At 61.5% G+C, this 25,687-nt stretch carries 21 protein-coding genes and 1 tRNA gene; 15 read left to right on the plus strand and 7 right to left on the minus strand.

The window, feature by feature from the left end:
* The first annotated feature begins 84 nt into the window (after positions 1-84).
* From nuoF to HY921_08175, 6 genes are read left to right on the plus strand one after another with little or no spacing between them, the layout of a single operon-like run.
* Positions 85-1,479, plus strand: coding sequence for an NADH-quinone oxidoreductase subunit NuoF (nuoF, locus tag HY921_08150; protein ID MBI5630840.1), 1,395 nt, complete (start codon positions 85-87; stop codon positions 1,477-1,479).
* On the plus strand, positions 1,472-2,983 hold the full coding sequence (locus HY921_08155; protein MBI5630841.1) for a (2Fe-2S)-binding protein: 1,512 nt from the start codon (positions 1,472-1,474) through the stop codon (positions 2,981-2,983). The genes nuoF and HY921_08155 overlap by 8 nt, the downstream gene beginning before the upstream one ends.
* A complete protein-coding gene (locus tag HY921_08160; GenBank protein MBI5630842.1) occupies positions 2,980-4,032 on the plus strand; it encodes an NADH-quinone oxidoreductase subunit H in 1,053 nt (350 codons plus the stop codon). The genes HY921_08155 and HY921_08160 overlap by 4 nt, the downstream gene beginning before the upstream one ends.
* Complete coding sequence (locus tag HY921_08165; protein MBI5630843.1) at positions 4,023-4,547, plus strand: NADH-quinone oxidoreductase subunit I; 525 nt, start codon at positions 4,023-4,025, stop codon at positions 4,545-4,547. The genes HY921_08160 and HY921_08165 overlap by 10 nt, the downstream gene beginning before the upstream one ends.
* Positions 4,544-5,428, plus strand: coding sequence for a DNA integrity scanning protein DisA nucleotide-binding domain protein (locus tag HY921_08170; protein ID MBI5630844.1), 885 nt, complete (start codon positions 4,544-4,546; stop codon positions 5,426-5,428). Before HY921_08165 ends, HY921_08170 begins: the two co-directional genes overlap by 4 nt.
* Positions 5,425-6,471: a DHH family phosphoesterase gene (locus HY921_08175; GenBank protein ID MBI5630845.1), complete on the plus strand. Its 1,047-nt coding sequence runs from the start codon at positions 5,425-5,427 to the stop codon at positions 6,469-6,471. The genes HY921_08170 and HY921_08175 overlap by 4 nt, the downstream gene beginning before the upstream one ends.
* Positions 6,472-6,509: 38 nt before the next feature.
* On the opposite strand, the gene HY921_08180 is transcribed toward HY921_08175, so the two are convergent.
* The 4 genes from HY921_08180 to HY921_08195 all read right to left on the minus strand — a co-directional run bounded on the left by HY921_08180 (position 6,510) and on the right by HY921_08195 (position 9,414).
* Entirely contained in the window at positions 6,510-7,250 is a 741-nt protein-coding gene (locus HY921_08180) for a hypothetical protein (protein ID MBI5630846.1), read from the minus strand.
* Positions 7,251-7,404: 154 nt separating this feature from the next.
* A complete protein-coding gene (locus HY921_08185) occupies positions 7,405-8,385 on the minus strand; it encodes an electron transfer flavoprotein subunit alpha/FixB family protein (protein MBI5630847.1) in 981 nt (326 codons plus the stop codon).
* On the minus strand, positions 8,385-9,170 hold the full coding sequence (locus tag HY921_08190; GenBank protein ID MBI5630848.1) for an electron transfer flavoprotein subunit beta/FixA family protein: 786 nt from the start codon (positions 9,168-9,170) through the stop codon (positions 8,385-8,387). Before HY921_08190 ends, HY921_08185 begins: the two co-directional genes overlap by 1 nt.
* Positions 9,171-9,330: 160 nt before the next feature.
* Positions 9,331-9,414, minus strand: a tRNA-Tyr gene (locus HY921_08195).
* A 234-nt stretch (positions 9,415-9,648) separates the two neighbouring features.
* Between HY921_08195 and HY921_08200 the strand changes: the two genes are divergently transcribed.
* Together HY921_08200 and HY921_08205 are read left to right on the plus strand one after the other, a co-directional pair.
* Positions 9,649-10,479, plus strand: coding sequence for a class I SAM-dependent methyltransferase (locus HY921_08200; GenBank protein ID MBI5630849.1), 831 nt, complete (start codon positions 9,649-9,651; stop codon positions 10,477-10,479).
* A gap of 102 nt (positions 10,480-10,581) precedes the next feature.
* Positions 10,582-11,175 (plus strand): hypothetical protein, encoded by a 594-nt coding sequence (locus tag HY921_08205; GenBank protein MBI5630850.1) that lies wholly within the window; start codon positions 10,582-10,584, stop codon positions 11,173-11,175.
* Here HY921_08205 and HY921_08210 read toward each other — a convergent pair.
* Positions 11,172-13,403, minus strand: coding sequence for a hypothetical protein (locus HY921_08210; protein MBI5630851.1), 2,232 nt, complete (start codon positions 13,401-13,403; stop codon positions 11,172-11,174). The genes HY921_08205 and HY921_08210 overlap by 4 nt on opposite strands.
* Positions 13,404-13,489: 86 nt before the next feature.
* Here HY921_08210 and HY921_08215 point away from each other — a divergent pair, with 86 nt between their 5' ends.
* Together HY921_08215 and HY921_08220 are read left to right on the plus strand one after the other, a co-directional pair.
* Positions 13,490-14,164: a hypothetical protein gene (locus tag HY921_08215; protein ID MBI5630852.1), complete on the plus strand. Its 675-nt coding sequence runs from the start codon at positions 13,490-13,492 to the stop codon at positions 14,162-14,164.
* A gap of 136 nt (positions 14,165-14,300) precedes the next feature.
* Complete coding sequence (locus HY921_08220; GenBank protein MBI5630853.1) at positions 14,301-16,934, plus strand: hypothetical protein; 2,634 nt, start codon at positions 14,301-14,303, stop codon at positions 16,932-16,934.
* Here HY921_08220 and HY921_08225 read toward each other — a convergent pair.
* Both HY921_08225 and HY921_08230 read right to left on the minus strand, forming a co-directional pair.
* On the minus strand, positions 16,899-18,131 hold the full coding sequence (locus HY921_08225) for an aminotransferase class V-fold PLP-dependent enzyme (GenBank protein ID MBI5630854.1): 1,233 nt from the start codon (positions 18,129-18,131) through the stop codon (positions 16,899-16,901). The genes HY921_08220 and HY921_08225 overlap by 36 nt on opposite strands.
* Complete coding sequence (locus tag HY921_08230) at positions 18,128-20,107, minus strand: CHASE2 domain-containing protein (protein MBI5630855.1); 1,980 nt, start codon at positions 20,105-20,107, stop codon at positions 18,128-18,130. Before HY921_08230 ends, HY921_08225 begins: the two co-directional genes overlap by 4 nt.
* Positions 20,108-20,544: 437 nt before the next feature.
* Here HY921_08230 and HY921_08235 point away from each other — a divergent pair, with 437 nt between their 5' ends.
* From HY921_08235 to HY921_08255, 5 genes are all read left to right on the plus strand, one after another.
* Complete coding sequence (locus tag HY921_08235) at positions 20,545-21,825, plus strand: tetratricopeptide repeat protein (GenBank protein MBI5630856.1); 1,281 nt, start codon at positions 20,545-20,547, stop codon at positions 21,823-21,825.
* A gap of 6 nt (positions 21,826-21,831) precedes the next feature.
* A complete protein-coding gene (locus tag HY921_08240; GenBank protein MBI5630857.1) occupies positions 21,832-23,136 on the plus strand; it encodes a FecR domain-containing protein in 1,305 nt (434 codons plus the stop codon).
* Positions 23,137-23,255: 119 nt separating this feature from the next.
* Positions 23,256-24,215, plus strand: coding sequence for a hypothetical protein (locus HY921_08245; protein MBI5630858.1), 960 nt, complete (start codon positions 23,256-23,258; stop codon positions 24,213-24,215).
* Positions 24,212-25,531 carry a hypothetical protein gene (locus tag HY921_08250; GenBank protein ID MBI5630859.1) on the plus strand — a complete coding sequence of 440 codons (1,320 nt, stop codon included), beginning with the start codon at positions 24,212-24,214 and terminating at the stop codon, positions 25,529-25,531. Before HY921_08245 ends, HY921_08250 begins: the two co-directional genes overlap by 4 nt.
* Positions 25,518-25,687, plus strand: a 170-nt coding sequence (locus tag HY921_08255) for a hypothetical protein (protein MBI5630860.1), incomplete at its 3' end; no start/stop codon positions are given. The genes HY921_08250 and HY921_08255, both read left to right, overlap by 14 nt.

Consider the following 25,687-nt stretch of genomic DNA (forward strand, 5'->3'; position numbering starts at 1 on the left):
TCGGCCATGGCCTCTTGCCTTGAGAAGAATTTGGGTGTTCCGCCATTTAAGTCCACGCCTGACGGCCGTTTTAGCTTCGAGGAAATGGAATGCCTGGGGGCCTGCGACTACGCCCCGGCCCTGCTGGTCAACGAAACCTTGGTCGGAGCCGCGAGCCAGGAGTCCATCGCCGCGTCGCTGGGCCAGGGGGATATCCCCGATTTCCGGTCCCGCCGCGATCCCGTGGCCCAGGGCTACGAGACCACCCGAATATTGACGAGGCATTTCAATGAAGAGAGGCTTGCCGAACTGCCGGTGTACCGTTCTTTGGGAGGCTATCAAGGCCTTGAAAAGGCTCTGAGCCTCTCCCGGATTGAACTGATCGAGGAAGTCAAGAAGTCGAATCTGCGGGGCCTGGGCGGGGCGGGATTTCCGACGGGGATGAAGTGGGCCACGGTGCCTGCCGATGGAAAGGTTCCGGGCCCCCGCTACGTGGTGGCCAATGCCGACGAGTCAGAGCCCGGCTGCTTCAAGGACCGCGTGCTCATCGAACGCTCCCCCCATCAACTTTTGGAGGGCCTCCTTATCGCTGCTTATGCCATCGGGGCCAAGGACGCCTTCGTCTTCATTCGCGGGGAGTACGGGATCCAGTACCGCGTCTTAAGGAAAGCCGTGGCAGAGGCCGAGAAAGCGGGCCTTGTCGGCGGCAATATTCTAGGAAAGGAATTTTCCTGCCGGGTCAGGATCATGCGCGGGGCCGGGGCCTATATCTCGGGCCTGGACACGGCACTTCTGGAGAGCATGGAAGGCAAGAAGGCATGGCCCCGGCAGCCTCCGCCCTTTCCGACCGTGGCCGGCCTCATGGGCAGGCCCACGGTCGTCAACAACGTGGAGACTCTGTCCATGCTGCCCGCAATCGCTTTTAACGGCGGGGAGTGGTTCGCCAAGATCGGCGTCCCCAAATGCGGCGGGACCGCGGTGTACAGCGTGAGCGGCCACGTTGAGCGGCCGGGGGTCTACGAGTTCCCGATGGGTGCCCCGTTGCGCCGCATACTCGAAGCGGCGGGGGGCGTGCGCGACGGCAAGAAGCTCAAGGCCGTGATCCCGGGCGGGGCCTCCACGCCCGTACTCTCCTCCCATGAGATCGACGTGTCCATGGATTTCGAGGGCCTGCGCGGGGTCGGCTCCTTCCTGGGAGCGGGAGGCGTGATCGTCCTCGATGAGACCGTGAACATGGCGGAGGTCGCCCACAACATCGAGCGCTTCCTCGCCCACGAGTCCTGCGGACAGTGCACTCCCTGCCGGGAAGGCAGCGAGTGGACGGTGAGGATCTTGGAGCGGATCCTCGCGGGGCGGGGCGTGGGGGGGGATTTGCCCAACCTTCAGCGCATCGGCGAGAATATCACCGGCAAGGTCATCTGCGCCCTGGGCGACACGGTCGGGGTCGTGACCCGGGGCTTCATGAAGAAATTCCCCAAGGATTTCGAGAGGCATGGCTAAATTCACCTTGAACGGCAAGCCCGTGGAGGCTCCCGAGGGAACGTTGGTCTTGGAGGCCGCCAAGAAGGCCGGCGTCGAGATCCCGCATTACTGCTACCACCCGGCCCTGGGCAACCCCGGCAACTGCCGCCTATGCGTGGTGGAGGTGGAGGGCGCGCCCAAGCCCATGGTTTCCTGCCGCCTGCCGGTCAAGGATGGCCTCGTGGTGAAAAGCGATTCCGAGGCTGCTCGCCGCGCGCAGTCGGCCTCGCTCGAGTTCCACCTCGTGAACCACCCGCTGGATTGCCCGGTCTGCGACCAGAGCGGGGAATGCGGCCTGCAGGACTATTACATGAAGATCGGCCGCTACCAAAGCCAGGTGCGAGAGGATAAGCTCCACAAGGGCAAGCGCATGCCCATCGGCCCCCACGTGATGCTCGACCAGGAGCGCTGCGTTCTTTGCACCCGCTGCACGCGCTTCGTGGATCAGGTGACTGGCACCCGCGAACTCGGGATTTTCGGCCGCGGCCATATGGAGCGCGTGGACCTCATCCCCGGCATGGCCTTGGACAACGCTTATTCCGGGAACGTCGTGGACATCTGCCCGGTCGGGGCCCTCACGGAGCGTGATTTTCGCTACAAGGTTCGGGTATGGTACCTGGAAGAGACCGACACTATTTGCCCCGGCTGCGCGCGGGGCTGCAACATCTCGCTTCACACCAACACCCAGAGGACCTGGCACAACGAGGGGCGCCGGGCCGCGCGCATCAAGCCCCGCCACAACCCCGAGGTCAACGGCTACTGGATTTGCGACGAGGGCCGCTACGGCTACAAAAGCCTGGATCAAGACCGTCTGGGCCGCGTCATTAGGCTCAAACCCCGACAGGAACTATCCTGGGAGAGGGCTTTGGACGAGGTGGCCGCGGCCCTGAAAAATGGTTTCAAGGCCAAGGGTCCGGAGGGGCTTGCCGTGATCGCCTCGGGGGCCTTTTCCAACGAGGATTGGGCCGCCATGAAGAGGCTATTTTGCGACGTGCTGGGGGTGCGCCGCTTCCTATTTTCCCCGGAGCCCGACCAGGTCGGGGAGGAGGACGGGCTCCTGCGCCGCCGCGAGAAAGTGCCCAACCTCAAAGGGGGGGAGGCCTTCGGCTTCGGGACCGAGATCCCATCTAAGTCCTGGGAGTCCTTGGCTCGGGAGATAGAGGCAGGCCTGGTTTGGGGCCTCTACATCGTGGACCGGGACGCGGCCAAGGTGTGGAAGGACAAAGCCGCCGGGCTTTTCTCGCGCCTTGACCTCGCAGTTTTTCAGGGCTCATGTAAAGGAAAGACCGGTGATCTGACCCATTACCGCCTGCCCGCCACGGCCTACGCGGAGGAGGACGGCCATTTCACGAATTTCGAGGGCAAGACCCAATTCTACCGCAAGGCCTTGGAGCCGTTGGGCCAAGCGCGAACGGATTGGCGCATTTTTTCCGAGCTCGGCGAGCGCCTGACCCAAAGCGCGCCGCTGGAGGCGGCGCCGTGACCTTGTGGATTTTGGCCAAGGTGGCCTTCGCTTTGGGCTTGGGCTTGGGTCTTGCCGGGTTCCTTGGCTGGGTCGAGCGCAAGCAAAGTGCCGTGCTCCAGGACCGCGTCGGCGCCAACCGGGCCTCAATTTTCGGGATAAGACTGTTGGGGCTGTTTCATCCCATCGCGGACGCTCTCAAGATGCTGACCAAGGAGGACTTCGTCCCGAGGAACGCCCGTAGAGTTCTCCACACCGCGGCCCCGGCTATTTCCTTGGGATTCGCTCTCCTCTGTCTGGCGGCGTTCCCCTACGGGGGTGCGGTTGAGTTCGCGGGGAAGGCCTGGAGCCTTCAGCCAGTGGAAAGCCCCGCGGGCTTGGTCCTGGTCCTGGCCCTCTTGTCCTTGGGGGTTCATGGGATTGTGATGGCGGGCTACGCCTCCGGCTCGAACTACGGCCTTTTGGGAGGGCTTAGGGGTGCCGCGCAAATGATTTCCTACGAGGTGTGCCTGGCCTCCAGCGTGGCCGGGGTCGCCTTCATTTACGGGAGCCTCGACCTGCAGGAGGCCTGCCTCTGGCAGGGCCGGCTCCTGGGCGGCTGGCTTCCGGCTTGGGGGATTTTCCTCCAGCCCGTGGGTTTCCTTCTCTTCTTGACCGCGGGGGCGGCCGTCACCAAGCGCACGCCCTTCGACCTTCCGGAGGGGGAGGCCGAGATCGTGGGCTACCATGTGGAATACTCCGGCATGAAATTCGGCATGTTCCTCATGACCGACTTCGTTGAGTCCATCGTGATATCTGCCCTGGCCGTGACCTTGTTTCTTGGCGGCTGGCAGATTCCCTTCGTAGCGCCCGCCGGGCCTTGGGGGGGGGCGGCCATGGTGGCGAGCTTTACCGCCAAACTCATGCTCGTCCTCTTCTTCCTGATGCAGGTGCGCTGGACTTTGCCTCGCCTGCGCTTCGACCAGCTCCTGGATCTAAGCTGGAAGAATATCCTGCCTTTGTCCCTCCTCAATTTCATCGCCACGGTCTGGGGAGTCTACTTCTTGAAGGGGGGACGGCTATGGCGGTGATAGTCCGTCCCGTTTCTCGCCCGAGCCGCACTTTCAGGGAACAGATTTACCTGTGGGAAGTGTGGAGAGGCCTTCTCGTCACCTTCCGCCACCTGTTCGTGAATCTTTCTCGCCACGCCAGGCGCTCCGTGGGCCTTGCGGCGCCGGAGGGAGCCGTCACCGTCCAGTATCCGGAGGACCCGGCTGTCCTGGGAAAAAGGGCGCGCACCCGGCACAGGCTGCTCAAGCGAGGGGACGGCTCGCCGCGCTGCACGTCCTGTCTTCTCTGCGAGACCATTTGCCCGGCCAAATGCATCCATATCACGGCCGAGGACAGCCCCGACGTCCTGGTGGAGAAGCGCGCCAAGACCTTCGACATCGACCTCGGGCTTTGCGTCTTCTGCGGCTATTGCGTGGAGGCTTGCCCAGTGGACGCCATCCATATGGACGCCAACGAGGTCGAGCTTTCCTCGTACAGCCGCAAGGACATGATCTGGACCTTGCCCGAGCTCATGGGGGACAAGAAAAAGCAATGAACCAGAACCCTTTCGAGGCCTTCGGCCTGTCCGACTTCTTGGACATCGGCTTGGTGGCCGTGCTCATTTACGCCCTCTTGGTATGGTTCAAGCGCACCAAGACCGCCTTCGTGGCGCGAGGGCTTCTCATGCTGGCATTGGTCTACACCTTGGCCCGGGTCATGCGCATGTACATGACGGTTTGGATATTCCAGGGGTTCTTCGCGATCCTATTCATAGCCATCGTGGTCATTTTCCAAGAGGAGCTGAGGAGCTTTTTCGAGCGCATCGCGGTGTGGAGCCTCACCGGCGCCAGCCCCCAGGAGGAGCCGGTCTCGCGCCAGACTGAGATCATCGTGAGGTCCTTGTCGGATCTTGCCCACGACCGGATCGGGGCTTTGGTGGTCCTCAAGGGGCGCGATCCCCTGGACCGGCACGTGGAGGGGGGTTGGGACTTGGACGGGGAGATGTCGGAGGCCCTCATTAAGAGCATCTTCGACTCGCACTCCCTCGGTCATGACGGGGCTCTTCTCATCGAGAACGGCCGGGTCAGCCGCTTCGGGGCTCATCTGCCCCTGTCCAAGGAATTCGGGAAAATCACGAACATGGGCACGCGGCACACCGCGGCCCTCGGTCTCTCCGAGCGCACAGACGCCCTGTGCCTGGTGGCCAGTCAAGAGCACGGCACCATCGCCATGGCCCGGGGCGGGGAGATATCGCAGGTGAGCAACCTCAGGACCCTCCAGAAGACCGTGGAGAAATTCCTGGAGGCCTTGGCTCCCCATACCCGCGAGGAAAGCTTTAGGCATTTTTTCCGGCACAACGTGGGGGAAAAGCTCATTGCCCTGGGTCTCGCGGTCCTCATCTGGCTGTTTTTCGTGGGATTCGGCGGCATCCGATGAAAATCTCTTTTCATGCTCGGCGCCTTCTCTCCTTCCTGGACCAGGAGGCCGGCAAACTCAGACCCCTGACGATCTTGACCCACGACCATCCGGATCCGGATTCCCTCGCGAGCGCCTGGGCCTTGGCGCACCTTGTCCAGGGGGTGGCCAAGGTGCGTACGCGCATCCTCTACGGAGGAATCATCGGCCGGGCCGAGAACCGCCTGATGGCCGAACGCCTGACCATCCCGGCCCATCCCCTGCGCAAGGGAGAGCTTGCCCAGGCCCAGCATTTGGCCTTGGTGGACACCCAGCCGCCTTTTCGCAACAACCGCTGTCCGCCGCGCCGCAAGCCGGACCTCATCATAGATCACCACCCGCGCCACGCCGACACGCAGGCTGATCTTCTCCTGATAGACGAGAGCGTGGGAGCTACCAGCACCATATTGGCCGAGGCCCTGCTCGCCTCCGGCATCAAGATCCCCAAGAGCCTTGCCACCGCCATCGTCTACGGGATCGGCTCCGAGACGCAGAACCTGGGGCGGGAGGCCGGAGATCGGGACATCGCGGTCTACCAGGCCCTCTGGCCGAAGGCTCACATGAAGGCCCTTTGGCGGATTTCCTATCCCAAGAGGCCGGGGGCATTTTTTTCAATCCTGGCCCGCGGCATCCGCAACGCCTTTGTATGCCGCAACATCATCGGAGTAAGCCTCGGCCCCCTGCAGACCCCGGACCGCGTGGCTCAGATCGCGGACTTTCTCCTCACTCACGAAAAAATGGGCTGGTCGGTGGTCACCGGGCGCTGGCAGGGGCGGCTCTACATCTCGCTGCGCACCAACGATCCTTCCGGGAGGGCAGGAAGGCTCTTGAAGCGCCTGCTCGGGGGTGGAAACCGGGGCGGGGGCCACTCCATGATCGCCGGGGGCTCCATCGAGGTCGGGGTCGAGGCTCCCGAACCGAGATGGCAGGAGAAGGAGGAGGAGGTCGTCTGCGCCTTCCTCACGAGCCAGGGGATCAAGGAGCCCTCCCAGCGCGTTTATCCCTTTCGCGACGAGTCGGCGTAGCACATCAGCGGCAAAGCATTTTCTGATGCCGCTGAGTGCTAGAGCATCCCGGTCTCGACTTTGATCTGCGTTTCCGGCTCGCTCACCTTGAGCTTGGATTTGCTCCCGTAGAGCGCCAGGGCCTGCGAAGTCTTGATGGTCGAGATGAAGTCTCCAAGCTTTATATTCCCTGGGAATTTCTTGGCCAGGTAATTCTCGAACTGCTGGTGCATCTGGGGGCTGGCCTGGGTGAGGGAGCCCTGGAAGGCGCGGTCGGCCGACTGCTTTCCTACCGGGGTGAGCTCGAGCGCCACTTCATGGCCTGCTTCGAAATCCTGCCACGAGCCGCGCGTGAACCTTGCCTCGGCCGAGAAGTCCACCTTGAAGTAGAACCGGAACTCGTCGAAGTCTCCCTGCACCGTGCGGCTGACCTTGACCCACGCCAGATCCGGCCTGTCTTTGGCCGGGGAAAGGGCGATTTGCGAGGAGCCCTGAGATTTGCCGTCTCCCGGGAAGCTCGTCAGCGTTTCTTCGTGCATGGTGCGGGGGAATTTTCCTAAGGGAAAGCCCGGGATGTCGAGGATGGTCTCGACGAATCGGTTGGCCGCGGACTGGCGGAATTGAAACCCCCCGCTGGAGGCGTATTCGTCATGGCTTTGCGCCAGATTCATGGTGATGATGATGGGATAGCGGTATTCGGCGGCGGCGACCTCCACTTCCTTGAAGCCTACGGCAGGAATTTCCTGGGCCGAGGCCATGCCTAATCCTGACAAGAGTGCCAGACTTAAAAGATTTATCATGATTCCTCCAGGCTCGATTTTAATTCCCGAGCTTTTAAAATTTTACTGGTTTGAGGTTGAGGAAGAATGAGTCGAAGGGCCCAGGAAGACGGAGGAAGAGGTCCTAAGGCCAGCCGGGCTTTTCGGCTGGTGTCAGGGGTTTAATGGTTAGGCCTTAAGACTGACCTCGCCGCCTTTTGATCTCGGCGGTGATGAGTGGGAGGAGCTCGTTGAGGTCTCCCTGGACGGAGATGCTGGCCATCTGCATCATGGGGCAGTCCGGATCGGTATTGAGGGCGATGATGGTCCCGGAGGAGGACATCCCCGCCAGATGCTGGATCTGGCCGGAGATTCCGCAGGCCAGATACAGCTTGGGCCTGACGGTGCGACCGGTGAGGCCGACCTGATGGCGGTAGGCGATCCAGCCAGAGTCCACCACCGCGCGGCTGGCTCCGACCGCGGCCCCCAGGGCCTGGGCCAGCTCGCGGATGGCCTTGAAGGCCTCCGCCGAGCCAAGGCCCCGGCCGCCCGAGACCACTCGCTCGGCGTTGGCTAGGTCGATCTCGCTGCTCTCCTCCGGCTGGTAGGACAGGAATTCAATGCGACTCTCGACCGACGCATCCAGGGCGACGGGAACAATCTCCCCGGCGCGCCCCGCCTGCTTCTCAGCGGGGGGGAAAACCATGGCCTGGACCGTGAGGACTTGGGTCTGGGACTTGAACTCGAGCTCGGAGACTACGTTGCCGCTATATTGGTAGCGCTTGGCCTTGAGGCCCGTGCCGTTCTGGCGCACCTCGCAGACCTCCGAGGCTAGGCCCGCCTTGAGAAGGACCGAGAGGCGCGCGGCCAAGGAGCGCCCCGCCACGGTGGCGGGAAGAAGAATCTGGCCGAGGCCCTCCTTCCGGGCGAGAGCCGCCAGGGTCTTGGCGTGGAGCTCGTCGTTGAAGTTGTCGAGCCTGGGGTCCGATAGCGTGAAGACCTTGTCGGCTCCGCGCTCGAGCAGGTTCTTGGCGAACTCGGGGGCCTTGCTGCCGAGAACCGCGGCGCACAATGGCTCCTTGCGGCTGTCGGCAAGCGCCCGGCCGGCCGTCAAGAGCTCGTAGGCGGCCGGGATCATTTTCCCGCGCGGGGTCAGGGCGACTGTTAAAATAGCCATTAGATCAGTTTCCTCTCTACCAGAATATCCACGAGCTTCTTGGCTTTCTCTGCGGCGGTGGCGCCCTCGACCCTGATTCCCCCGGGGCGGGGAGGAGGGGGGGAGTAGCGCAAAACCGTGGTGCTGGAGAGCGCTGCCTGCAGCTCCCTGGGATTTAGGCCGAGGTCCGCGGAACTCCATTTGGGTATGGCCGCCTTTTTGGCCGCCATCTTTCCTTTGAGGGAGGCCAGGCGCGGTTCGTTGATCTCCTTGACCGTGGAGAGCGCGGCTGGGAGGGCGACCTTGAGGACCTCGACCCCGTCCTCCACCGTGCGCCACACCGTGGCGGACTTCTCGTCTATCGCGTCTATTTTCTTGATGGAAGTGAGGCCCGGCCAATCGAGCCAAGCCGCGGTTTCAGGCCCGACGGCGCCCGAGTTTCCATCGTTGGTATTTTTGCCGAAAAGGAGCAAGTGCACGGGCTTTTCTGCGTGAAGCTTCCTCACGGCCGCGGCCAAGGCGAAGCTCGTGGCGTAGGGATTGGCGTCCGCGAATTCCGGCCCCGTCACCAGCACTCCCGCGTCGCAGCCGCGGGAGATCGCCTCCCGCAGGACCGCCTCGCAGGAGGAGTCCGGGCCCAGAGTGAGTGCTGTGGCCGTGGAGCCGGGCAAGCGCTCCTTTAAGCGCAAGGCCTCCTCGACCGCGTACTCGTCGAACGGGTTCATGGCGTAGGAGAGCCCGGCGGTCTTGAGCTTCCCGGTGGCAGAGTCCACGGGCATGTTGACCGTGGCGGGAGTATTCTTCACACAGACTATGATATTGAGTGGCATATTGTCACCTGCTCCTATTTGGCGATAAGCGTGGTTGGGAGAGGATTCGCGGCGAGCCCAGGCGCTTGGCGCCTGACGGTAGGGGCTCGCCTATTCCCGATACCGGTTCAAATCCTCTCCCTCCCATAAAAAAGATTGGTTGGGAGAGGATTCGAACCTCTGTAGGGCGTAGCCCGACGGTTTTACAGACCGTTGCTTTTGACCGCTCAGCCACCCAACCCAAAACATTTTCCCGTATAGGTTGGGTGACGGGGGCGCTCCGCGCTTGACCCCGCCGCCCAACCGAAAGCATTCGCACCAACTTAACTGTGGGCGCCCACAGTTGGGTATGAAGCGTTGAGATTCTAGCAAATCATGACTGTAGCCGGCTACAGTCGGTCTTGATTCGATGCCTGGAACGTGCAGATTGGAAGTACTGTTGCTATGGCAATTGTAGGACCAAACGGGGCAAATATTGAAGAGCAATAAAGAAGAATTCGACGCCTGCTACCGCGGGTCGAGCCTGGCGGGGCTGCTGGCCGCGGCCGAAAACTACGGCGAGTTCTTGGACAAGGCTGCGGCCGTGGACACCAGTTGGGTCGGGCTTTACATGGGGGGATTTCGGGAGCGGCTCAAAGGATCCAAGGTCGTGGAGCTCGGCTCCGGCGATGGCTTGAACGCACTCATCATGGCAAAACTCGGGGCTGGGGTCACCGCCGTCGACTCTTCCGAGGTCGGCATCGGGCTTCTGCACCGGGCGTCCGCGGCGCTTGGCCTGCCGGTGGAGTGCATCGCCGGGGATTTCTTCCAAGCGCCGCTTCCGGCAGGCTCCTTCGATTTCGTGGTGGGGAAGGGCTTTCTTCATCATATCCCGCGAGAGATGGAGGATTCTTGTTTTTCGAGAATAGCCGCGCTCTTGAGGAAGGACGGCGAGGCGCGTTTTTGCGAACCGGCGGTCAATAGTTTCCTCCTGGATCGGCTGCGCTGGGCCGTCCCGGTGCCGGGGAGGCCTTCGAGTCTCGATCGCCGTGCCTTCCTGGCTTGGAAGGAGCGTGATCCTCACCCCGACAGGGACAACAGCTCGGCCCACTATTGGGACGCATTCTCGAAGCACTTCGGGAGCGTGGAGATTCTTCCTTTCGGAGGGATCGAGAGGCTTTGCCGCCTCCTTCCCAGAGGCCGCTGCAGCATCGGTTTTAGGAGATGGGCCTATCGCTTCGAACGCGCGCTTCCCTTCGGCGTCAACTCGCGGCTGGCCAGGGCCCAAGCCATCATACTGCGCCTTCCTTTGGCCGGCAAAAAATAACGCTTGCCAAATGCCGGGGCATATGCTCTAATAAAAGTGGATTTCGAACCTGTAACGAGAAATGTCAGGACCGACCCCTAGGGCGAGCAAAGCCCGGGGGTTTTGTGTTTTATATGGCTAAAATCAAGGAAGAGAAAAAGAAAGAGAGGTCTGGCATTACCGGCACCTACGTCTACGACAAGGAGCTTGGCCGCGTCATCCAGATCTCTGAGCACATCCCGAAGGTCGCCTCCAAGGGGAAAGGCTTTGCCGCGGAGGTCGGCCCTTGCGGGCGCTCCGCCTGCGGCGGCGGCCGCTGCCAACGTGGCGGGGATTAGCCCGGAGGAGCGCTTGGCCCGGCTGGGCGTTCGGGCGGGAGACTTGCGCGAGAGCTTCTCGCGTTCGGGGGGAAGCGGGGGACAGAACGTCAATAAGGTGGAGACCTCTGTGACTCTGGTGCATTTGCCGACGGGGCTTGCCGTGCGCTGCCAGGACGAGCGCTCCCAGGTCCAGAATCGCCTCCGGGCCCGCGAGCGCCTGGCGGAGCTCTTGGAGGACCGCCGGCGGCGCCTTGCCGCCCAGGTCCGCCATGAAAGGGAGCGCCTGCGCCGGCAAAGACGAGGTCGGCCCAAGGCGGTCAAGGCCCGCATCCTGCGCGACAAGCGCCTGCGCTCCGGCATCAAGCGATCCAGGGCGCGCCCGCGGCCGGAAGATTAAGGCCGTCGAAGCAAGGCCGAGGCCTCCGCCCGGGATTGGATGATTAATCGCCGCACATGCTCCTTCCTGCTTTTTAGGGAAAGGCTTCGATCGTAGACCCGCAAGGCGTCGTGATAGTGCTTTTGCGCGGTGTAGACGGCTCCGAGGCTCAAGGCGGCCTCCTCCATGCCCGGGTCCATGCGGAGAGCCGCCTCCAAGCTTGCAGCCCCTTGCGCCTTCAACCCCAGGCCGTACTCGCATATCCCGCGATCCTTGAGGAAGACGGCTTCTCGCGGATAATCCCGCGTCAGCCTTCGCAGGACCTCGAGCGCACGGCCCGGCAGGCCGGCTCCAAGGTAAAGGAAAGAGGATTCATGGAGCGCCTTTGCCCGTCCAGCGCAATCGCCCACGGCGTCCAGGATTTTCAAAGCCTCGTCCACGCGGCCCAAGCTGATTTCCATGCGTGCGGCTTCCAAGGCGAAAGCCGGGCTTTGGGGCCTGGCTTCCGCCAGGAGTTTGAGAAGAGCCAGGCGGAGGTCCCTGGGTTTACCATCGAGGATTTGATCGAGCCGGCCGAGGAAGGACTCGTCCTCCACGCTCCTAAGATTCCGGTCGGCTTCCGCCTCGCCGGAGTCGGCTGGGGGGTGGAGCATTCCCTGCCGGCCGCGCCACGCATCCAGGGCCAAAGCCGCCTGCGCCGCGGCCTCTTTTGCTTTTCCCGAGCGCAGCAAAGCCAGGGCCTTGTAGACGGGGATCTGGTCTGCGATGCTGTCGTTGAATGCAGGGGCTTGAAGGGGAGAAAGGCGCAGGAGCGAAGCGGGTTTCCCGCCTTCCGAGCGGGCCAGGGCCAGCTCGAGCTCGAACGCGGGAACGCCGGGCGCCAGCGCGTTGGCCCGGCTCAGGTCGCCGAGCGCTGCTTGAAGCGATCCCTGTCCCAGCTCCCGCTTGCCGCGGTGATGGAGAAGCCAGGGGTCAGCCGGGCTTGAGGCCGCGGCGTTTCTCCAAGCTTCATCCGAGTTGGGAGGGACGGCTTGGCACTGTAAGGCGTAAAGACTTATCCGTCCAAGAGCCCATAAGGCGAGAACTTGAAGGATAAGAACCAACGCGGTCAGGGCCTTCGTCGCCCAAGGCGAACTTTTCAGGCTATTTTTTGAAAAACGCAGGCCCGCCGCCGCGGCGATCAAGAGCGGCCACAACGGCTCGAAGTAGTTGTCCTCGACGGACATTAAACAATTAATTCCAAGAAAATAAATGGAAAATAAGCCGAGGACTTGGAGCTCTGCATTCTTCCTAAAACAAACGAGAGCCGCGAGTGCCGCAAAAAATAGAAAGGGGCGCAAGCGCCAAACATAGCGCAGCCTTCTCCCCACACCCCTCAGGTATTGACTCGGATGCCGCCTCACATAACCGGCCGCCCAGCCCGCCATCGAGCGGTAGCCGTCCGCGGGAGGCCCGTCCATGAGGCGGCGGAAGTCCCCGTGCGCGCAAGCAACGGTTCCCAGGGCCCCGGTCACGATGTTCATGTTGGCGGCGCCGTGCTCGAAAGGGACGAACTCGCGGTAGGCGGCCCAGTTCAAGGCGACCCATGGGGCTATATAAAGGTAAGGAACAAGAAGAAGGATGAGGACGCGCCTGCCGCGGTACTGCGAGCCGTCCTCCTTCCTGGAAAGCCAGGCTTCCAAGGCCGAAAGGGGCGGCAGAAAGGCGAGGGTCGAGCGGTAAAGGAGGCTTGCGCCCACAGTGCAGGCTTCCAGCAAGGCACTTCCCAAGGAAGGTCTTCGGCGGTTCAATACCGAGGCTCCCGCGGCGGCGAGCACGAAAGGCGTGAAGAAGAGCTGCTTGTAGAAGCCGCTTCCCAGGGGCAGAGAGGAGAAGAGGAGAAGCCAAAGCAGCGCCGAAAGAAGGCCCAGCCCGAGGTTTCCCGCCGCCGTCCCAAGGGCGAAAGTCAAGGCGGCGCTCATCAGGACAGCCGCGGCGGGCAAGCCCTTTTGAAGCGCTGCCGGGGCGTGAAACAGCCCCCAGGCCTCCAGCATGGGCCCCAACGGCAGGCGATAGGAGACATGAACGGCGGCCGGATGGGCCAGATGGATCAAGGCTTCCCCTTGAGTCGCATAGTTGAGATCGTAGAAATTTCGGCTCTCGGGCAAGAAAGAACCGAGGACCTCGAAGACCGCGAATCCGAGGCCGAGGCAGAGAAGGGCCCGGATGGCGATCCTCCAGGCGCAGCGCTTCGGTCGAGGTGTTTCCACCGCCTAGAGTTTATAGGTCTTTTGCCGGTCTCAGTCTAGGCCTTTAGACTCATAGAATAGTCTGTGCCGTTTTCTAGGATGTCGGCATGAACAAAAAATCGCTTTTGTCCATCTTTAGTTTTGTCGTGATCGCCGTTTTCGCCCGGTCTGGAGCGGGCCAAGTCCCCGTTGTGGGAAAGAGGGAAGTCTCCATCGCGGCCGGCGATCCAGCCGGGCTCTTGCTGCAGGCGCCGGGTTTTACGCGCTACGCCAAGATCGAGTCGCTCTTTAAGGCGGGCACTTTGCCGTCCCGCGAGGAATTGTCCGGGTGGCATGCAGGCCGCTGCTATTCGGAATCGGACCGCGACGCGGCCCTGGCGGGGCTTATGGCGGGCTTGAGCTTGGGGCATGACGGACCTCTATTTCCAGATGAATTCAAGGCATTTTCCATAACGACCTACGCGGATCCGAGCGCCTTCGATGAGCCGAGCCAATACGGGTCCTTTTCCACCTACAGCGAAATGATGAGGTCCATTTATAACGATGTCACTTTCGCGCGTGTAAAGGATGGATCATACGCGGCCAGGCAGAAGCTGTCGGAGCCCTATTATCGTTTCAGCCTTTTGAAGGGAGGCACCATAGAGCATCGGATTCGCAAAGCCGGCTCTTACTTCATCATCCAGCATGCGGTGATCTCGGTTCCGAAAGACAGGGAGTGGGTCGGAGCCAAGCCGGGGCAGATACTCTCTTATTGCTATTTCTTCAAGAAGATCAAGGACTAGTGCTCCGACCGAAGCGGCGCCGCGGTGCCAGGCACCGGCCATAGGACCTGGGGCCTAAAAAGCATGGGTCCATAGACCGGAGGAAAGGGGGACTATGGACCCCTCCCTTCCTTATCGAGCGCGGGTATAATACGGCATGAAGAAAACTTTACTTTCCATCGCACTGTCCGCGCTTTTTCCGCTTTCCCTTTGGAGCACAAACCTCATTCCCGAGGGCAATCCCCCCAGCGACAGGGCCTCGCGGGTTCCCGCGAACTTCGCCTTCTCGCTCGAGCTCCTGCCCGGCTACGGCTTTGATTCCGACGCTTTCCGCAAGCTCGATCCCTCAGAGCAGGAGCGCGTGAAGGGGTGGATCCGTGTCCTCGAGTTCGAGCGTCGAGAGGTTCGCCTCGCTCGCCCGGAGTTGTCCCTCAAAGGCCCGGTTGTGGCAGGGCCCGCCGCGGCCGCTCCGGTCCAAAATCCGGGGGCCGTGTTCGATGGGGGTAAGCCCCGCGAGTCCCAGGACTGGAACGTCAGCGTGGATTTCCGCAATCTCGAGCCCCGGCGCTTCGTCATCGCCAACCGTGACGGCCTCTCGTTTCAGGGCGGATATCTCGGGGTGGCCGGCCGCAGTCCCTTGATCGGAGTCAGTCCCTACTTCTCCGTGCGCCAGGACATCGAGGGAAGCAACAGCTGGGTGGATTACGCCGTCCAGGCCCAGGTGGGCGTGGTGGACTTGAAGAGCCGCTTATATTACGCAGATAACCCGAGCCTCGACTCCCGGATAGACCGCACCGTGGACGGCCTCTCCGGCTTGGACCCCAGGATCGGGTTACGGCCCCAATCCATAGAGTCCCTGCGCGATCCCATCCGCTTCTCCATGGATTTCCAGGGTCAAAATACCGTGATCGGCAGCGTCCTGGCCCAGGTCGGGCGGGCCTACCCGATCGTGGGGCCCCTGGACGCGGGCTGGAGCGCCATGCTCGTGGGGCGCTATAGCGGGGGATTCCCGAACGTGGTCTTGGACCAAAGCGGAGCCCTGCGCGTGCGCTTGGGGGAGGAGAACTATTTCGGCCTTTTCGGCGGGGTGACCGAGGCGGTCGGCCTTTTCAAGGAGAACTTCGCGACCGCGGCCTTAACCCAGGATAAGGTGAAGCTTCCCGTGCATCCGGACTTAGCACCCCATGCCTCCGTGGCTTTCTGGGGCAAGATGCCTTATCTTTCCGGCGCCCGCTACTCCGTGGAGGCGGGCAAGCAGTGGAACCCGATGACCACGGTCCAGACCGTGGCGGCCTCGGTGGTCGCCCCGGCCGGCAAGGAGGGGCATGTGGGCGTGCAGGGCCGCTATAGTAAGGAAGATGGGGCGGCCATAGAGTTCCACCGCAAGACCGTGTCGGCCGGGGTTGCCTACAGCCCCAACCGGGACTTGGAGCTTTCCGTCAACCTTCAGCAGGATCAGATACAGCTCGGCAACGCCACGGTCAAGAACCAGGGGGTGTTCTTCGGCGTGACCTACACCGGAAACGACCCCAACTCCGGAACCGGTCACTTCGATTTCCTGTCGGGAGGCAAAGACAAACTGATCGTTCCCGCCCATGTCCAGTCCGAGTATGTCAAGGACGTGCAGAAGGTCTTGGCTCGCTTCATCGAACTAAAAACCCAGCTCGAGGCCGTGATCGGCCCCGGAGGGCTCGAGGCAAGGCAAAACCAGCTCCAGGGACTTTATCAAGGCCTGCCCGCCGACGTCCGCCAGCAGTTGAATGACGCCTACCGCGCGGCCAACCCCGCGGGGCCGAGTCTTGAGGAGCTTATGGCGACCCCCATCCCATCCTTGGAGTCCATAAACCAGCTCGTGACCTTGCTCGCCGACGCGCAGGTCTTGGAGCGCATCCTGGTCCGCCATCTGCGCAACGCCATCCTCGAGGAGTTGAGCCATGCCGAGGTGAAGTTCCTGGGGCAAAAAATCAAGCTCAACGTTCCCGGCCTCATCGCGGGGGCGCATGCCTACCGTTTGGGCTTGAGCCCGCTTCCCGGCATCACCGAGAAGGACGCTCGGGAAGGCGTTGACGTTTTCCTCATCAAGAAATTCGCGACGAGCCTCGGCTGCAAGGACGGAAGCACCCCCGAGCAGGTGACCCAATGCCTCCTTCAGAGCCTGCCGGAGCCCACGCGCAACGCGATTCTCGCCGCCTACGGCGCCAACGTCCATGAGCTGTTGAAGAACAACGTGACCTGGATGAGCGACATTATCCGGCGCGAGATCAACGCCACCATCCTCCAGCTCTTCATCGCCTCCGAGCAGCTCCAGGAGCTGACCGTGGATCAGGGCGAGCGGCCGGCGGCCTTGAACGCCCGGGCCCTCGGAAAATCCTTCGCCAGGCTCGATGAGCGCCGCAGAGCCCAGGCCCTGGAAGTCTTGGGAGCCGCCAAGAGCGACGTGGAGGAGAGCCTCGAACGATCCCGGGAAGAGGTCCGCCAGGACCTGGCCGATTACGGGCAGAAAAGGCTTTCGGCGCTCATGGCGGAGGCCGCCTGGCCCAAAAACGTGGAGTTCTCGGTGAGGGCGGGGGATTGGCCGAGCCTCCTAGAGTCCTATGGGGACGCCCAGATTTTCCGCCTCTTCCTGAGGCTCAAGGCCCAGCTTGCCCAGGCCTCGGGCGGGGCACCCGTGTCCCTCCTCCTGGCGCTTGACCGCGATGGGATTTTCGCCTCGCCCATGCTCCAGAACGGTCGTCCGCTCGTCCTGACGCTTCCATCAAGGCCGGTGGATTTGTCGGGGGTGGCTCTTTAAGAGTTGGGAAAGGGCCAGGCCCAGCTCCTCGTATTGAGCCGGGCTGTTGTAAAGCTGGGCCGAGACGCGGAAAAGTCTGTCCGGGGGCGCGGGCCAGTTCCATACGGGAACCTCGATTCGGTAGCGCTTGAACAGGCTTTCTTGAAGCGGATTCTTGACCAGAGGGTTGCAGAGCCGCTGGTCATGCCCGGGCTCCGGCCCAAGGGGAAGGGCGGCCATGGAGCCAAGCATGCTGTCCGGGCATGGAGGCGGGACGCCGAGCTTTCGGCAAAGGATTTCCCGGCCTTCCAAGGCCAGCTTCCTGTTGCGCCTCATGACGGCGGCCCAGCCGCCTCCGACCAATGAGCCCATGAAGCGGACGGCCTCGGGCACGCACAGATAAGGGGTCGGGTCCGCGGTGCCGGTCCAATCGAACTCCAGTCTGAAGCGCGAGCGGTCCGATCTAGGGGAATTCATCCCGTGGCTGAGGGTCAGGGGATGGACGTCCTTCTGCTTGTCGCGCCTGACGTGGAGAAAGGCCGCGCCCTTGGGCGCGCAAAGCCACTTGTGGCAGTTTCCCGTGTAGTAGGCCGCGCCCAAGGCGCGGAGATCGAGGGGAATCATCCCGGGGGCATGGGCCCCGTCGATCATGGCGTCGATCCCCCGGCGAGATAGTTCCTTGACCAGTTCCTCCGCCGGGAACACGAGACCGGTGGGGGAGGTGACGTGGTCAAGAAGCGCCAGCCTCGTCCGGCGCGTGACGCCGGACAGGACCGTTTCCACGACTTGCCCTTCCCCTTGAATGGGGAAGGGCACTTCTGCGACGACGACCTTGGCCCCGCTCTCTTTGGCAGTGAAATCCATGGCGTTGCGGCAGGCGTTGTAGGCGTGGTTGGTGGTCAGGAGCTCGTCTCCGGGCTTGAGTTCGAGAGAGCGCAGCACCGTGCTCACCCCGGAGCTTGCGTTGGGGATGAAGGCCAGATCCTTGGGATCGGCCTTGACGAAATCGGCCAGGACCTTTCGGGCCGCGTCGGCAAGCCCTTCGAGCTCGCGCATGAAGAAGCGCACCGGTTCGGCTTCCATCCGAGCGCGAAGCTGGCTTTGCGCCTCCAGGACGGGCTTGGGACATGCGCCGAAGGAACCGTGGTTGAGAAATGATATCCGCGGATCCAGGTTCCAGTGATGGTGCAGGCCGTGCTGCTTGCGCTTGGCACTCATGCTTGGGCCTGCGGAATCGTGAAATGGAAGGTCGAGCCCTTGCCCGGCTCTGACTCGGCCCATATCCTGCCGCCATGGGCCTCGATAACGGAACGGCATATGGACAGTCCGAGCCCGGTGCCTGACACGCCGCGCTCCCGCTGGGCCGCGAGGTCGAATTGCTCGAATTTTCTGAAAAGCTTGGACAGATTCTCGGGGGCCATTCCCGGCCCCGTGTCGCGCACGCTGAAGCGCACCAGCCCCGGCTGGGCCTCGGCCAGGACCGATATCTTCCCGCCCGAGGGCGTGAACTTCAAGGCGTTTCCGAGGAGATTGTTGAGCACCTGCTCGAACTTCTCACGGTCCGCCGCGACGGGGGGCAGACGCCCCGGGATCTCGTCCTCGAGCGCTATGCTCTTGGCTTGGGCCGCGAACCTGAACAGCTCCAGGGCGCTGCGGGCGGCGTCCGCACCTTGCAGGGGGGCGAAGTGGTACTGCATTTTCCCGGCCTTGATCTTGGCCGCGTCCAGGATGTTGGCGACGAAGGAGTTGAGCTTGGCGCCGGACTGCTTGATGAGCTCGAGTATCCTTTTCTGCGAGTCGGTCAAGGGCCCGGCGCTTTCGCGGCTGAGCAAGGTCACCGCCGTGACCATGGCGTTGACCGGCCCGCGCAGATCGTGCGAGACCATGGCCACGAGCTCGTCCTTGAGCTGGTCGAAAAGGACGAGGCGCCGCCTCTCCGTTTCGCTTTGCCAATAGCTTGCCAAGGAAGAGGAAAGATAAACCAGCAAGGCCGCCAAGGAAGGAAACAGCGGATCTAAAAGCAGATGAAATTTTGAGAAGGCATACCAGGACAGGGGGAACGTTAGGGCGATGGCCCCTAGCCCTATCAGGCCGGACCACAGGGCTCCCAGGCGAGGCAGAAGCCAGATAAGGCCCAGGCCCAGAATTAAAAGTGCTGCGAGCTCGACTCCATCGGCCCAATCGGGCCTCTGCAGGAAATGCCCTAAGAGAATCTGTTCCGTCATTTGGGCTAGAATTTCAACTCCCGGGCATGAGGGATTTAGCGGAGTCGTCCTGGTGTCGCGGAGCCGCACAGCACTCGTGCCCAAAAAGACGATATGTCCGGCTATGAGAGCCCGTGAGACGTCTCCCGACAGCAATTTCCAGGCGGGAATGCTCCTTTCAGGGACTTCGCGGGTGTAATGCAGCCATGCCCGGCCCTGGGAATCGGTGGGGATGATCTGCGGGCCCACCTTGATCTGATTGATCCCGGTATGCTGCCCGAAATTGAATACGCCCCTGGCTCCAGCCGACTTGACCACATATCCCGATTCCTCCTGATGCACCCTTGCGGCCTCGAGAACGATGGAGGGATAAACATCTTTTTCGTATCTAAATAAAAGAGGAATGCGCCGAGTAATCCCGTCTTTTTCCGGCAGGATGCTGAGACTGCCGTTGCCCAAGGAGGCCTCCTCCAATGCCCGGGAATTAGCCAAGGCTCCTGAAAAGCCGGGCAGATAGCTCAAGGGGCTGTCCCCCGAGTAAGCCAGGCCGGCCTTCAGGAGGGGGCGAGTTTCCGTTTTATAGATTAATAGGGGGAATCCAGTGATTACCTTGCTTTTAGCCATGGCCTGGGCCAGGATGTGATCATGCCGAGGCAATTTCTCCAGCTTCGCTTTCAAGGCCTTGAGCTCCGGTGAACTGGGAATTCTTCGCGCGATTTGCTCCGGGGATGTTGCATCCGGCTCCGAAAATGTGATATCAAAAACGATAGTGGAAGCTCCCAGTTTGGAAAGGTTGGAGATGATCTCGGCCATTTTCGTTCTCGGCCAAGGCCAGGGCCCCAGGCGCAAGAGGCTCTCATCGTCAATGTCAATGATTCGCACCGGGACGGTTTGGTAGGAGCGGGGCGAGAGGGCTTGAAAGGCGTCGAAAATCTTATTTTGAGAAACTTCTATGAATTCATTGCCAGAGAGCCTGATAATAACGCACAATCCCAGAAGGAATCCGGGAGGCAGCAAAACGGAAATGCGCCGAAAATTTTGCCGTAACCTGGTTAGGCGTTCGGAAAGCATGGAAAGGAGCATGAGTCAATTTAGCTCTTATGGCAATTTTTGACAAGCCTAAGGGCTCGCAACGAAATAATATGACCAACTGGCAGGCCCAGATTCGAGTTGATTTCGAGGCGCGAGAAGGGAGCAATGCCGCAGCGCATTGTGACCGACGAGCAACGAAGAAATCGGCCGAAGATGAGCCTGCCCGAAGGGCCGAGGCACTTTTGGGCTGCGACTTCGTCTCTCGTCACTCACATACCGCTGCGGGCATGCTCGCTCCTCGATCCTCGTCTCGCTCCAAAATTGCCCCCGCCAGTTGGTCATATTATTTCATTGCGAGCCCTAAGACGGATTTTTTCAGGGTCATCGCTGTTGGTTTGCTTCTTTTCCTCCTTCAACCCCGGCTGGCCGCTCAGAATAAAGCCGACTTGGAGGATGTCAGCTACGAGCAGGTTCTTGCGGACCCGGACAACCCGGATCTTAATTATCGCTACACCCGCGCCCGCGTCGCAAGAGGGGATTTCAAGGGGGCCGTGGCCCCCCTGGAGAGGATTCTCGCCCTCTATCCCCAGCGCCATGATATCAGGCTGTTCTATGTGCTCGTCCTTTATCGCCTGGACAACATCCAGGACGCCGAGAGGGAATTGGAGAACTTGAGCCGCGAGCCCCTTGATGAAAAAATGAAGGAGGAGGTGGAGCGCTATAAAAAAGAAATCAGCAGCCTCAGGAAGCGCAACGTCCTATCGGGGCATCTGGGCTTCGGCTACGATTACATGAACAATCGCAACTTTTCTCCTTCCACGGGGCGCGTTCTTTTCGGAGACACCGTTCTTTTTGTGAGCGGCCAATCCTTGCCTCGCGACGACACGAGCCTCATGACCAATGGGCATGTGGAGTTCCATCATGACCTGGGGACGCAGTCCGGGCATGAGTTATTCGCCTCGGCCAGCTTCAACCGCACGGACCAAACCCATGTCAAGTCGCTCAGCCTCCAGGTTTATTCCCTCCAGGCCGGCGGGACCTTTAAATCGCGCTGGTTGGATGCAACCCCCACTTTGATGTTCGATTATCTTGTCCTCCACCAGAGGGCCTATCTCAGGAACCGCGGAGCCAGCGTGAAGCTTGAGAAGAAATTAACCCGCAAAGCCAGCGTCTATCTTTCCGGGACAGACGCTTATCAGCAATTCACGGCGACTCCCGATGTCCAAGCGGATTCGGCCGACCGCAGCGGGGTTGAAGCCGAGGCCGCCGGGGGCGGGAATTATTGGGTTACCCCCCGCATGATGTTGGGAGCCGGCTACGGCTATGGCTTTAAGCACTCGGCCCTGAAATACCTGGCCTTTGAGCGGCATTCTTTGCGAGGCACCCATACATGGCTTTTGCCCAAAAGCATGTTTCTCGCCTCCTCCCTCTACTTCAATTTCGACCACTATGAGAGACCCAATGATTTAGTCAGCACGAGAATGCGGCGTGACCATATATGGTGGGCTTCCACCACCTACGGCACGCCCTTGAGCTTTATAAGCTCCGCTTTTAAAGACTTAATATGGACTGTCACCTATGATTACTATCAGACCATCTCGAACATCCCCAACTTTTCTTATACCAACAACCGGATAGCCACTAAATTCAGCTACCAATGGAAGCTGGCGTATTAACCAACTATGAAAATTAAAACTTCGCTGGCGGTTTTTCTCGTGGCCGGCCTGCGCACCCCGGCCCCGGCGCAGACTCCGCTGCCGGGCCGTATCGGCGTGGCGGCCGTTGTCCGAGGCCAGGTTCAGGCAAAACCAACCGTGAATCCCGAAATCGGCAGAATTTTGAGCAGCGGCCAGCCTGTCTTTCTCAACGACAAGATATCAACCGCCCCGGACGGCCGCCTCCAGATCCTTTTTCAAGATGAAACGGTATTGACCTTGGGCCCGAACACGACGGTGATTCTTGACAAGTTCATTTATGACTCGAATTCCGGGGCGGGAGAAATATCAGCCAACGTCATCAAGGGCATATTTCGTTTTATTTCCGGCCGCATCGCCAGGAATAAGCCCAATAACATGAAGATACGGCTTCCGGCTGGCATTTTGGGGGTTTTCGGCACCATGGGCGAGGGGCAAGTGAAGGAAAACAGCGAGGCCACTGTGGTTTTCAATGGTCCGGGGATCAAAAATAATGTGGGAGAATCCCTCTCGGGCATTGCCCTGGAAAATCCTGACTTTCCCAACCAGGTCGTTGTTTCCCGGCCCGGCTTTGGAAGCTCGGTGAGCCCGGGAGAGCCCCCAAGCCTTCCCTTCGAAGCCTCGCGAGAAACCCTTAGAGACATCGCCGCCCAGCTTTCTTTGGAGGCGGCGCCGCAAGAATTTCGAGAGTCCAAAGAATCCAAGGGTGCTCCCATTCAGGCGGGGCCTGTTTCTCCGGAACAGGCCTCCGGCCAGGACCGCGCTCGGGGCAATGATAATTTTAGGGAGATGAAGTCCATCGCCAAGCTGGAGCAAGATAAGGAAGATTTGTCCAGCGGCCTTGCCCAAACCCTCATCCCCATTCCAAACAGCGTCAACACTTGGGAACAGCTTCGAGGCGTCTCCGGCGGAACGGGACAGTTCTCCGGGAGCGGCTCCTTTAGCGGGTGCGGGGGAGGCTGCAATGGGAGCTGGAATTTTTCCCTCGCGGTCAATTTCGCCACCCGCATCATCCAAGTCCAGGCCCAGGTCCAAACAATTCCATTCACAAATACCTTGGGCCTGACTGAATTTTCATACGACAATTCAACCTCTTTTACCGGCAACACGGTCTTTGTCCGTTCCTCTAACAATTTCGCTCCCGCTCAGCCTGGCGCTGTTGTTGACTATAACTTCAGCTTCAACAACAAGGACGGGGTGGTGGCAAAACAGGTGGAGGCCCGCAGTTCTTATAGCGACCCCGGCCCTCCAAGCAATGGGACCGGAAGCCCAATCTTTTCGGATAGACAGTGATGTCGGGTCTTTAGACCTGATTGTCCTAGGACCAAAGTCCCACCCATGAATGGCCCAAAGGGCCTAAGCCCGGTCTTGCCAGACTTGGCATAATCGCATTGCGGGAAATCGCCGACGTCATGAAGAAATTCGCTTTGTTTGCTTTCTGCCTCGTTTGCGCAATCCCCGGCGCGCAGGCCTCCCAGCAAGCGCGCAACTGGGGAGGACGCTGGACTCCGCCTTTCGACGGCCGGCAGACCATGTCCTCCGACGAGGTGCGCAGGGCTTTCCAAGCCTTGGCGCGCGATCCGAAGGCCGCGAATCTCCAGGTCTCTCTCGAAGAGATTCGCTCCATTTGGGAGGCGACCTACCTCCATCCGGTGGCGGGCCTCGACGACCCGCGCAAGCTTGAGTATTACGACCCAAGCGGGGGCGTGGGCTTCTGTTACGGCCGGGCCGCCTGCGCGGTGCTGGAGGGGACCTCGCGGGCGCGCCTGGCCCTTTCCTCCATGGCCAAGCTCTTCGTGGTCGGGGACCTGCGCCAGGGAGACGACCCGGAATGGCGCTTCCACGTCACGACCTTGGCCCGGGGCCCGAGCGCTCAATGGCACGCCGTGGACCCCATCATGCCCGTGCCCATGCGGGCCGAGGATTGGATGCGCGAGGTCAGGCGCATCTGGGGCGGCGGCCGGGACATCCATTTCTACCTCACCCCCGCCTCCGTCATCATCCCCGACTTGAGCTTGGTCCCGGTCCATGAGGAAGGCAAACGACTCATCGAAGTGAGTTTTCGCCCGGAGAGGCGGGAGGGATTTTCTCTAGCCCCTTCCTTGGAGGGGGCTTACTCCCCGGACGAAGCGCGCCTGGCTGAGCATTTTCAGAGTGACAAGGTCTTCAACTTCCTCGGTATTTCGATCAGTGACGGCTTGAGGGAGTTCCCGTTCCAATACAATGGATACTTCGAGCACTTGGTCAGGAGCTTCATGGAAGTCTCACCCACGGCGCGGCCAGCGCAAGCGCTTTCCATGGCGAGAGGCGCGGCTCTTGCCGAGCGCGCTCATCGGGGCATCATTAATAAGCTGGGCCTGAGGTTGCCGTGAAGTATTACGACGATTGGGAATCCCAGAGCGCCGAGGCTCGGCGGAGAATCGTGTCGCGCAAGCTGGGCGAGTACGTCCGCTATGCCCAGAAGGAGATACCCTTCTACCGCGACCGCCTCGAGGCGTATGACCCGAAGTCCGAGCACCCCCTGTCCAAGGTCCCGGTGCTTAACCAGGCCGATTTGCGCGAGCTCCTTCCTCCCAAGCGCGCGGGAGGCGGTCTCGTGGCCCGCGGGGCCCGGAATTACACGGTGTTCCAGAGCGGGGGGACCACGGGATATCCCAAGACCACCTTGTTCAGCCACGAGGAGATGGAAGGGCTTTACCTGCCCAACGCCCGGGGATTCCACGCCGTGGGGCTTTCCCGCGAGGATCGGGTGGCCAACCTCTTCGCCGTGGGCGGGCTCTACATGACGTTCCTCCACGTCCACAGAATGCTCGAGGCCTACGGCTGCATGAACTTCCCCTTCTCGAACCATACTCCCGTGGACTTCATGCACAGCGTGGTCAAGCTCTTCAATGTCAACTGCGTGGCCGGGATCGCGAGCATGGCCCGCAGCGCCTTGCTCGGCTTCGAGAGGCTGGGGCTCTCGGGCATACGCATCGAGAAGATTTTCTACGGGGGCGAGCACCTCTACGAGGCCGACAAGAAGGAGCTCAGGGAGAAATTCGGGGCCAAGGTCATCGCGGCCCCGGGCTACGGCACGGTGGACTCCTGGTATCTGGGCTATCAATGCCTGGCCTGCCCGACCGGAGTCTTCCACGCCCACGACGACCAGGCCTATATCGAGATCGTGGACGAGGAGACTGGACGCCATTGCCGTCCGGGCGAGAGGGGCATGGTCTACGTGACGGCGTTTCCCCGGCGGCTCACGCCCATCGTGCGCTACAGGGTGGGGGACCTTGCGCGCTGGGGGGCCGAGCTATGCCCTTGCGGCAGGACCACGCCCCTTTTCGAGCTCCTGGGCCGGGGAGACGACGTGCTGAGGATCGGCTTTGACTCCGTGGACTATGCCTCGATTCTCGACTGCGCGGGGCGCGTTCCCGGCCTCTCGGCCACGCTGCAGATGGAGAAGAAGCGGGAGAAGGGCCGCGACAGGCTGGTCGTGCGCGTGGAGACCGAGCTTTCCCAAGCCCGGCGCGCCAGCGCCGCCAAGGCCCTGGAGCGGGAGATACTAGCCCAGCGCCTGACCTTGCGCAAGGCCTTGGACGAGGACATGGTCTGGCCCGTCCAAGTCGAGCTTGCCCCTTCCAGGACGCTCGGCCGCAACCCCCGCACCGGAAAGCTCATAAGGGTCATCGATGGAACCCGCTAAGCCTTTCAAGGCGCGCCTCGAGATTGCGCCCCAGGAAGCCTTCCTGAGCGCGGCCGCGGACTTCGTCCTGGGCTACGCCGCCCATTTCGGCCGCGCCGCCGCGGAGCAGGACCTGCTTAAGGAGGCGAGCCTCGCGGCCTTGACCATGGTCAAGGC

Source organism: Elusimicrobiota bacterium (assembly GCA_016218575.1).
Classification (GTDB): Bacteria; Elusimicrobiota; Elusimicrobia; order UBA1565; family UBA9628; genus JACRDN01.

Coding starts and splice junctions, on each gene's coding strand:
- HY921_08180 (MBI5630846.1), bottom strand. CDS start 7,250: ATGATAAATCTTTTAAGTCTGGCACTCTTGTCAGGATTAGGCATGGCC.
- HY921_08155 (MBI5630841.1), top strand. CDS start 1,472: ATGGCTAAATTCACCTTGAACGGCAAGCCCGTGGAGGCTCCCGAGGGA.
- nuoF (MBI5630840.1), top strand. CDS start 85: ATGGAATGCCTGGGGGCCTGCGACTACGCCCCGGCCCTGCTGGTCAAC.
- HY921_08215 (MBI5630852.1), top strand. CDS start 13,490: ATGAACAAAAAATCGCTTTTGTCCATCTTTAGTTTTGTCGTGATCGCC.
- HY921_08170 (MBI5630844.1), top strand. CDS start 4,544: ATGAACCAGAACCCTTTCGAGGCCTTCGGCCTGTCCGACTTCTTGGAC.
- HY921_08165 (MBI5630843.1), top strand. CDS start 4,023: ATGGCGGTGATAGTCCGTCCCGTTTCTCGCCCGAGCCGCACTTTCAGG.
- HY921_08245 (MBI5630858.1), top strand. CDS start 23,256: ATGAAGAAATTCGCTTTGTTTGCTTTCTGCCTCGTTTGCGCAATCCCC.
- HY921_08220 (MBI5630853.1), top strand. CDS start 14,301: ATGAAGAAAACTTTACTTTCCATCGCACTGTCCGCGCTTTTTCCGCTT.
- HY921_08225 (MBI5630854.1), bottom strand. CDS start 18,131: ATGAGTGCCAAGCGCAAGCAGCACGGCCTGCACCATCACTGGAACCTG.
- HY921_08240 (MBI5630857.1), top strand. CDS start 21,832: ATGAAAATTAAAACTTCGCTGGCGGTTTTTCTCGTGGCCGGCCTGCGC.
- HY921_08175 (MBI5630845.1), top strand. CDS start 5,425: ATGAAAATCTCTTTTCATGCTCGGCGCCTTCTCTCCTTCCTGGACCAG.
- HY921_08185 (MBI5630847.1), bottom strand. CDS start 8,385: ATGGCTATTTTAACAGTCGCCCTGACCCCGCGCGGGAAAATGATCCCG.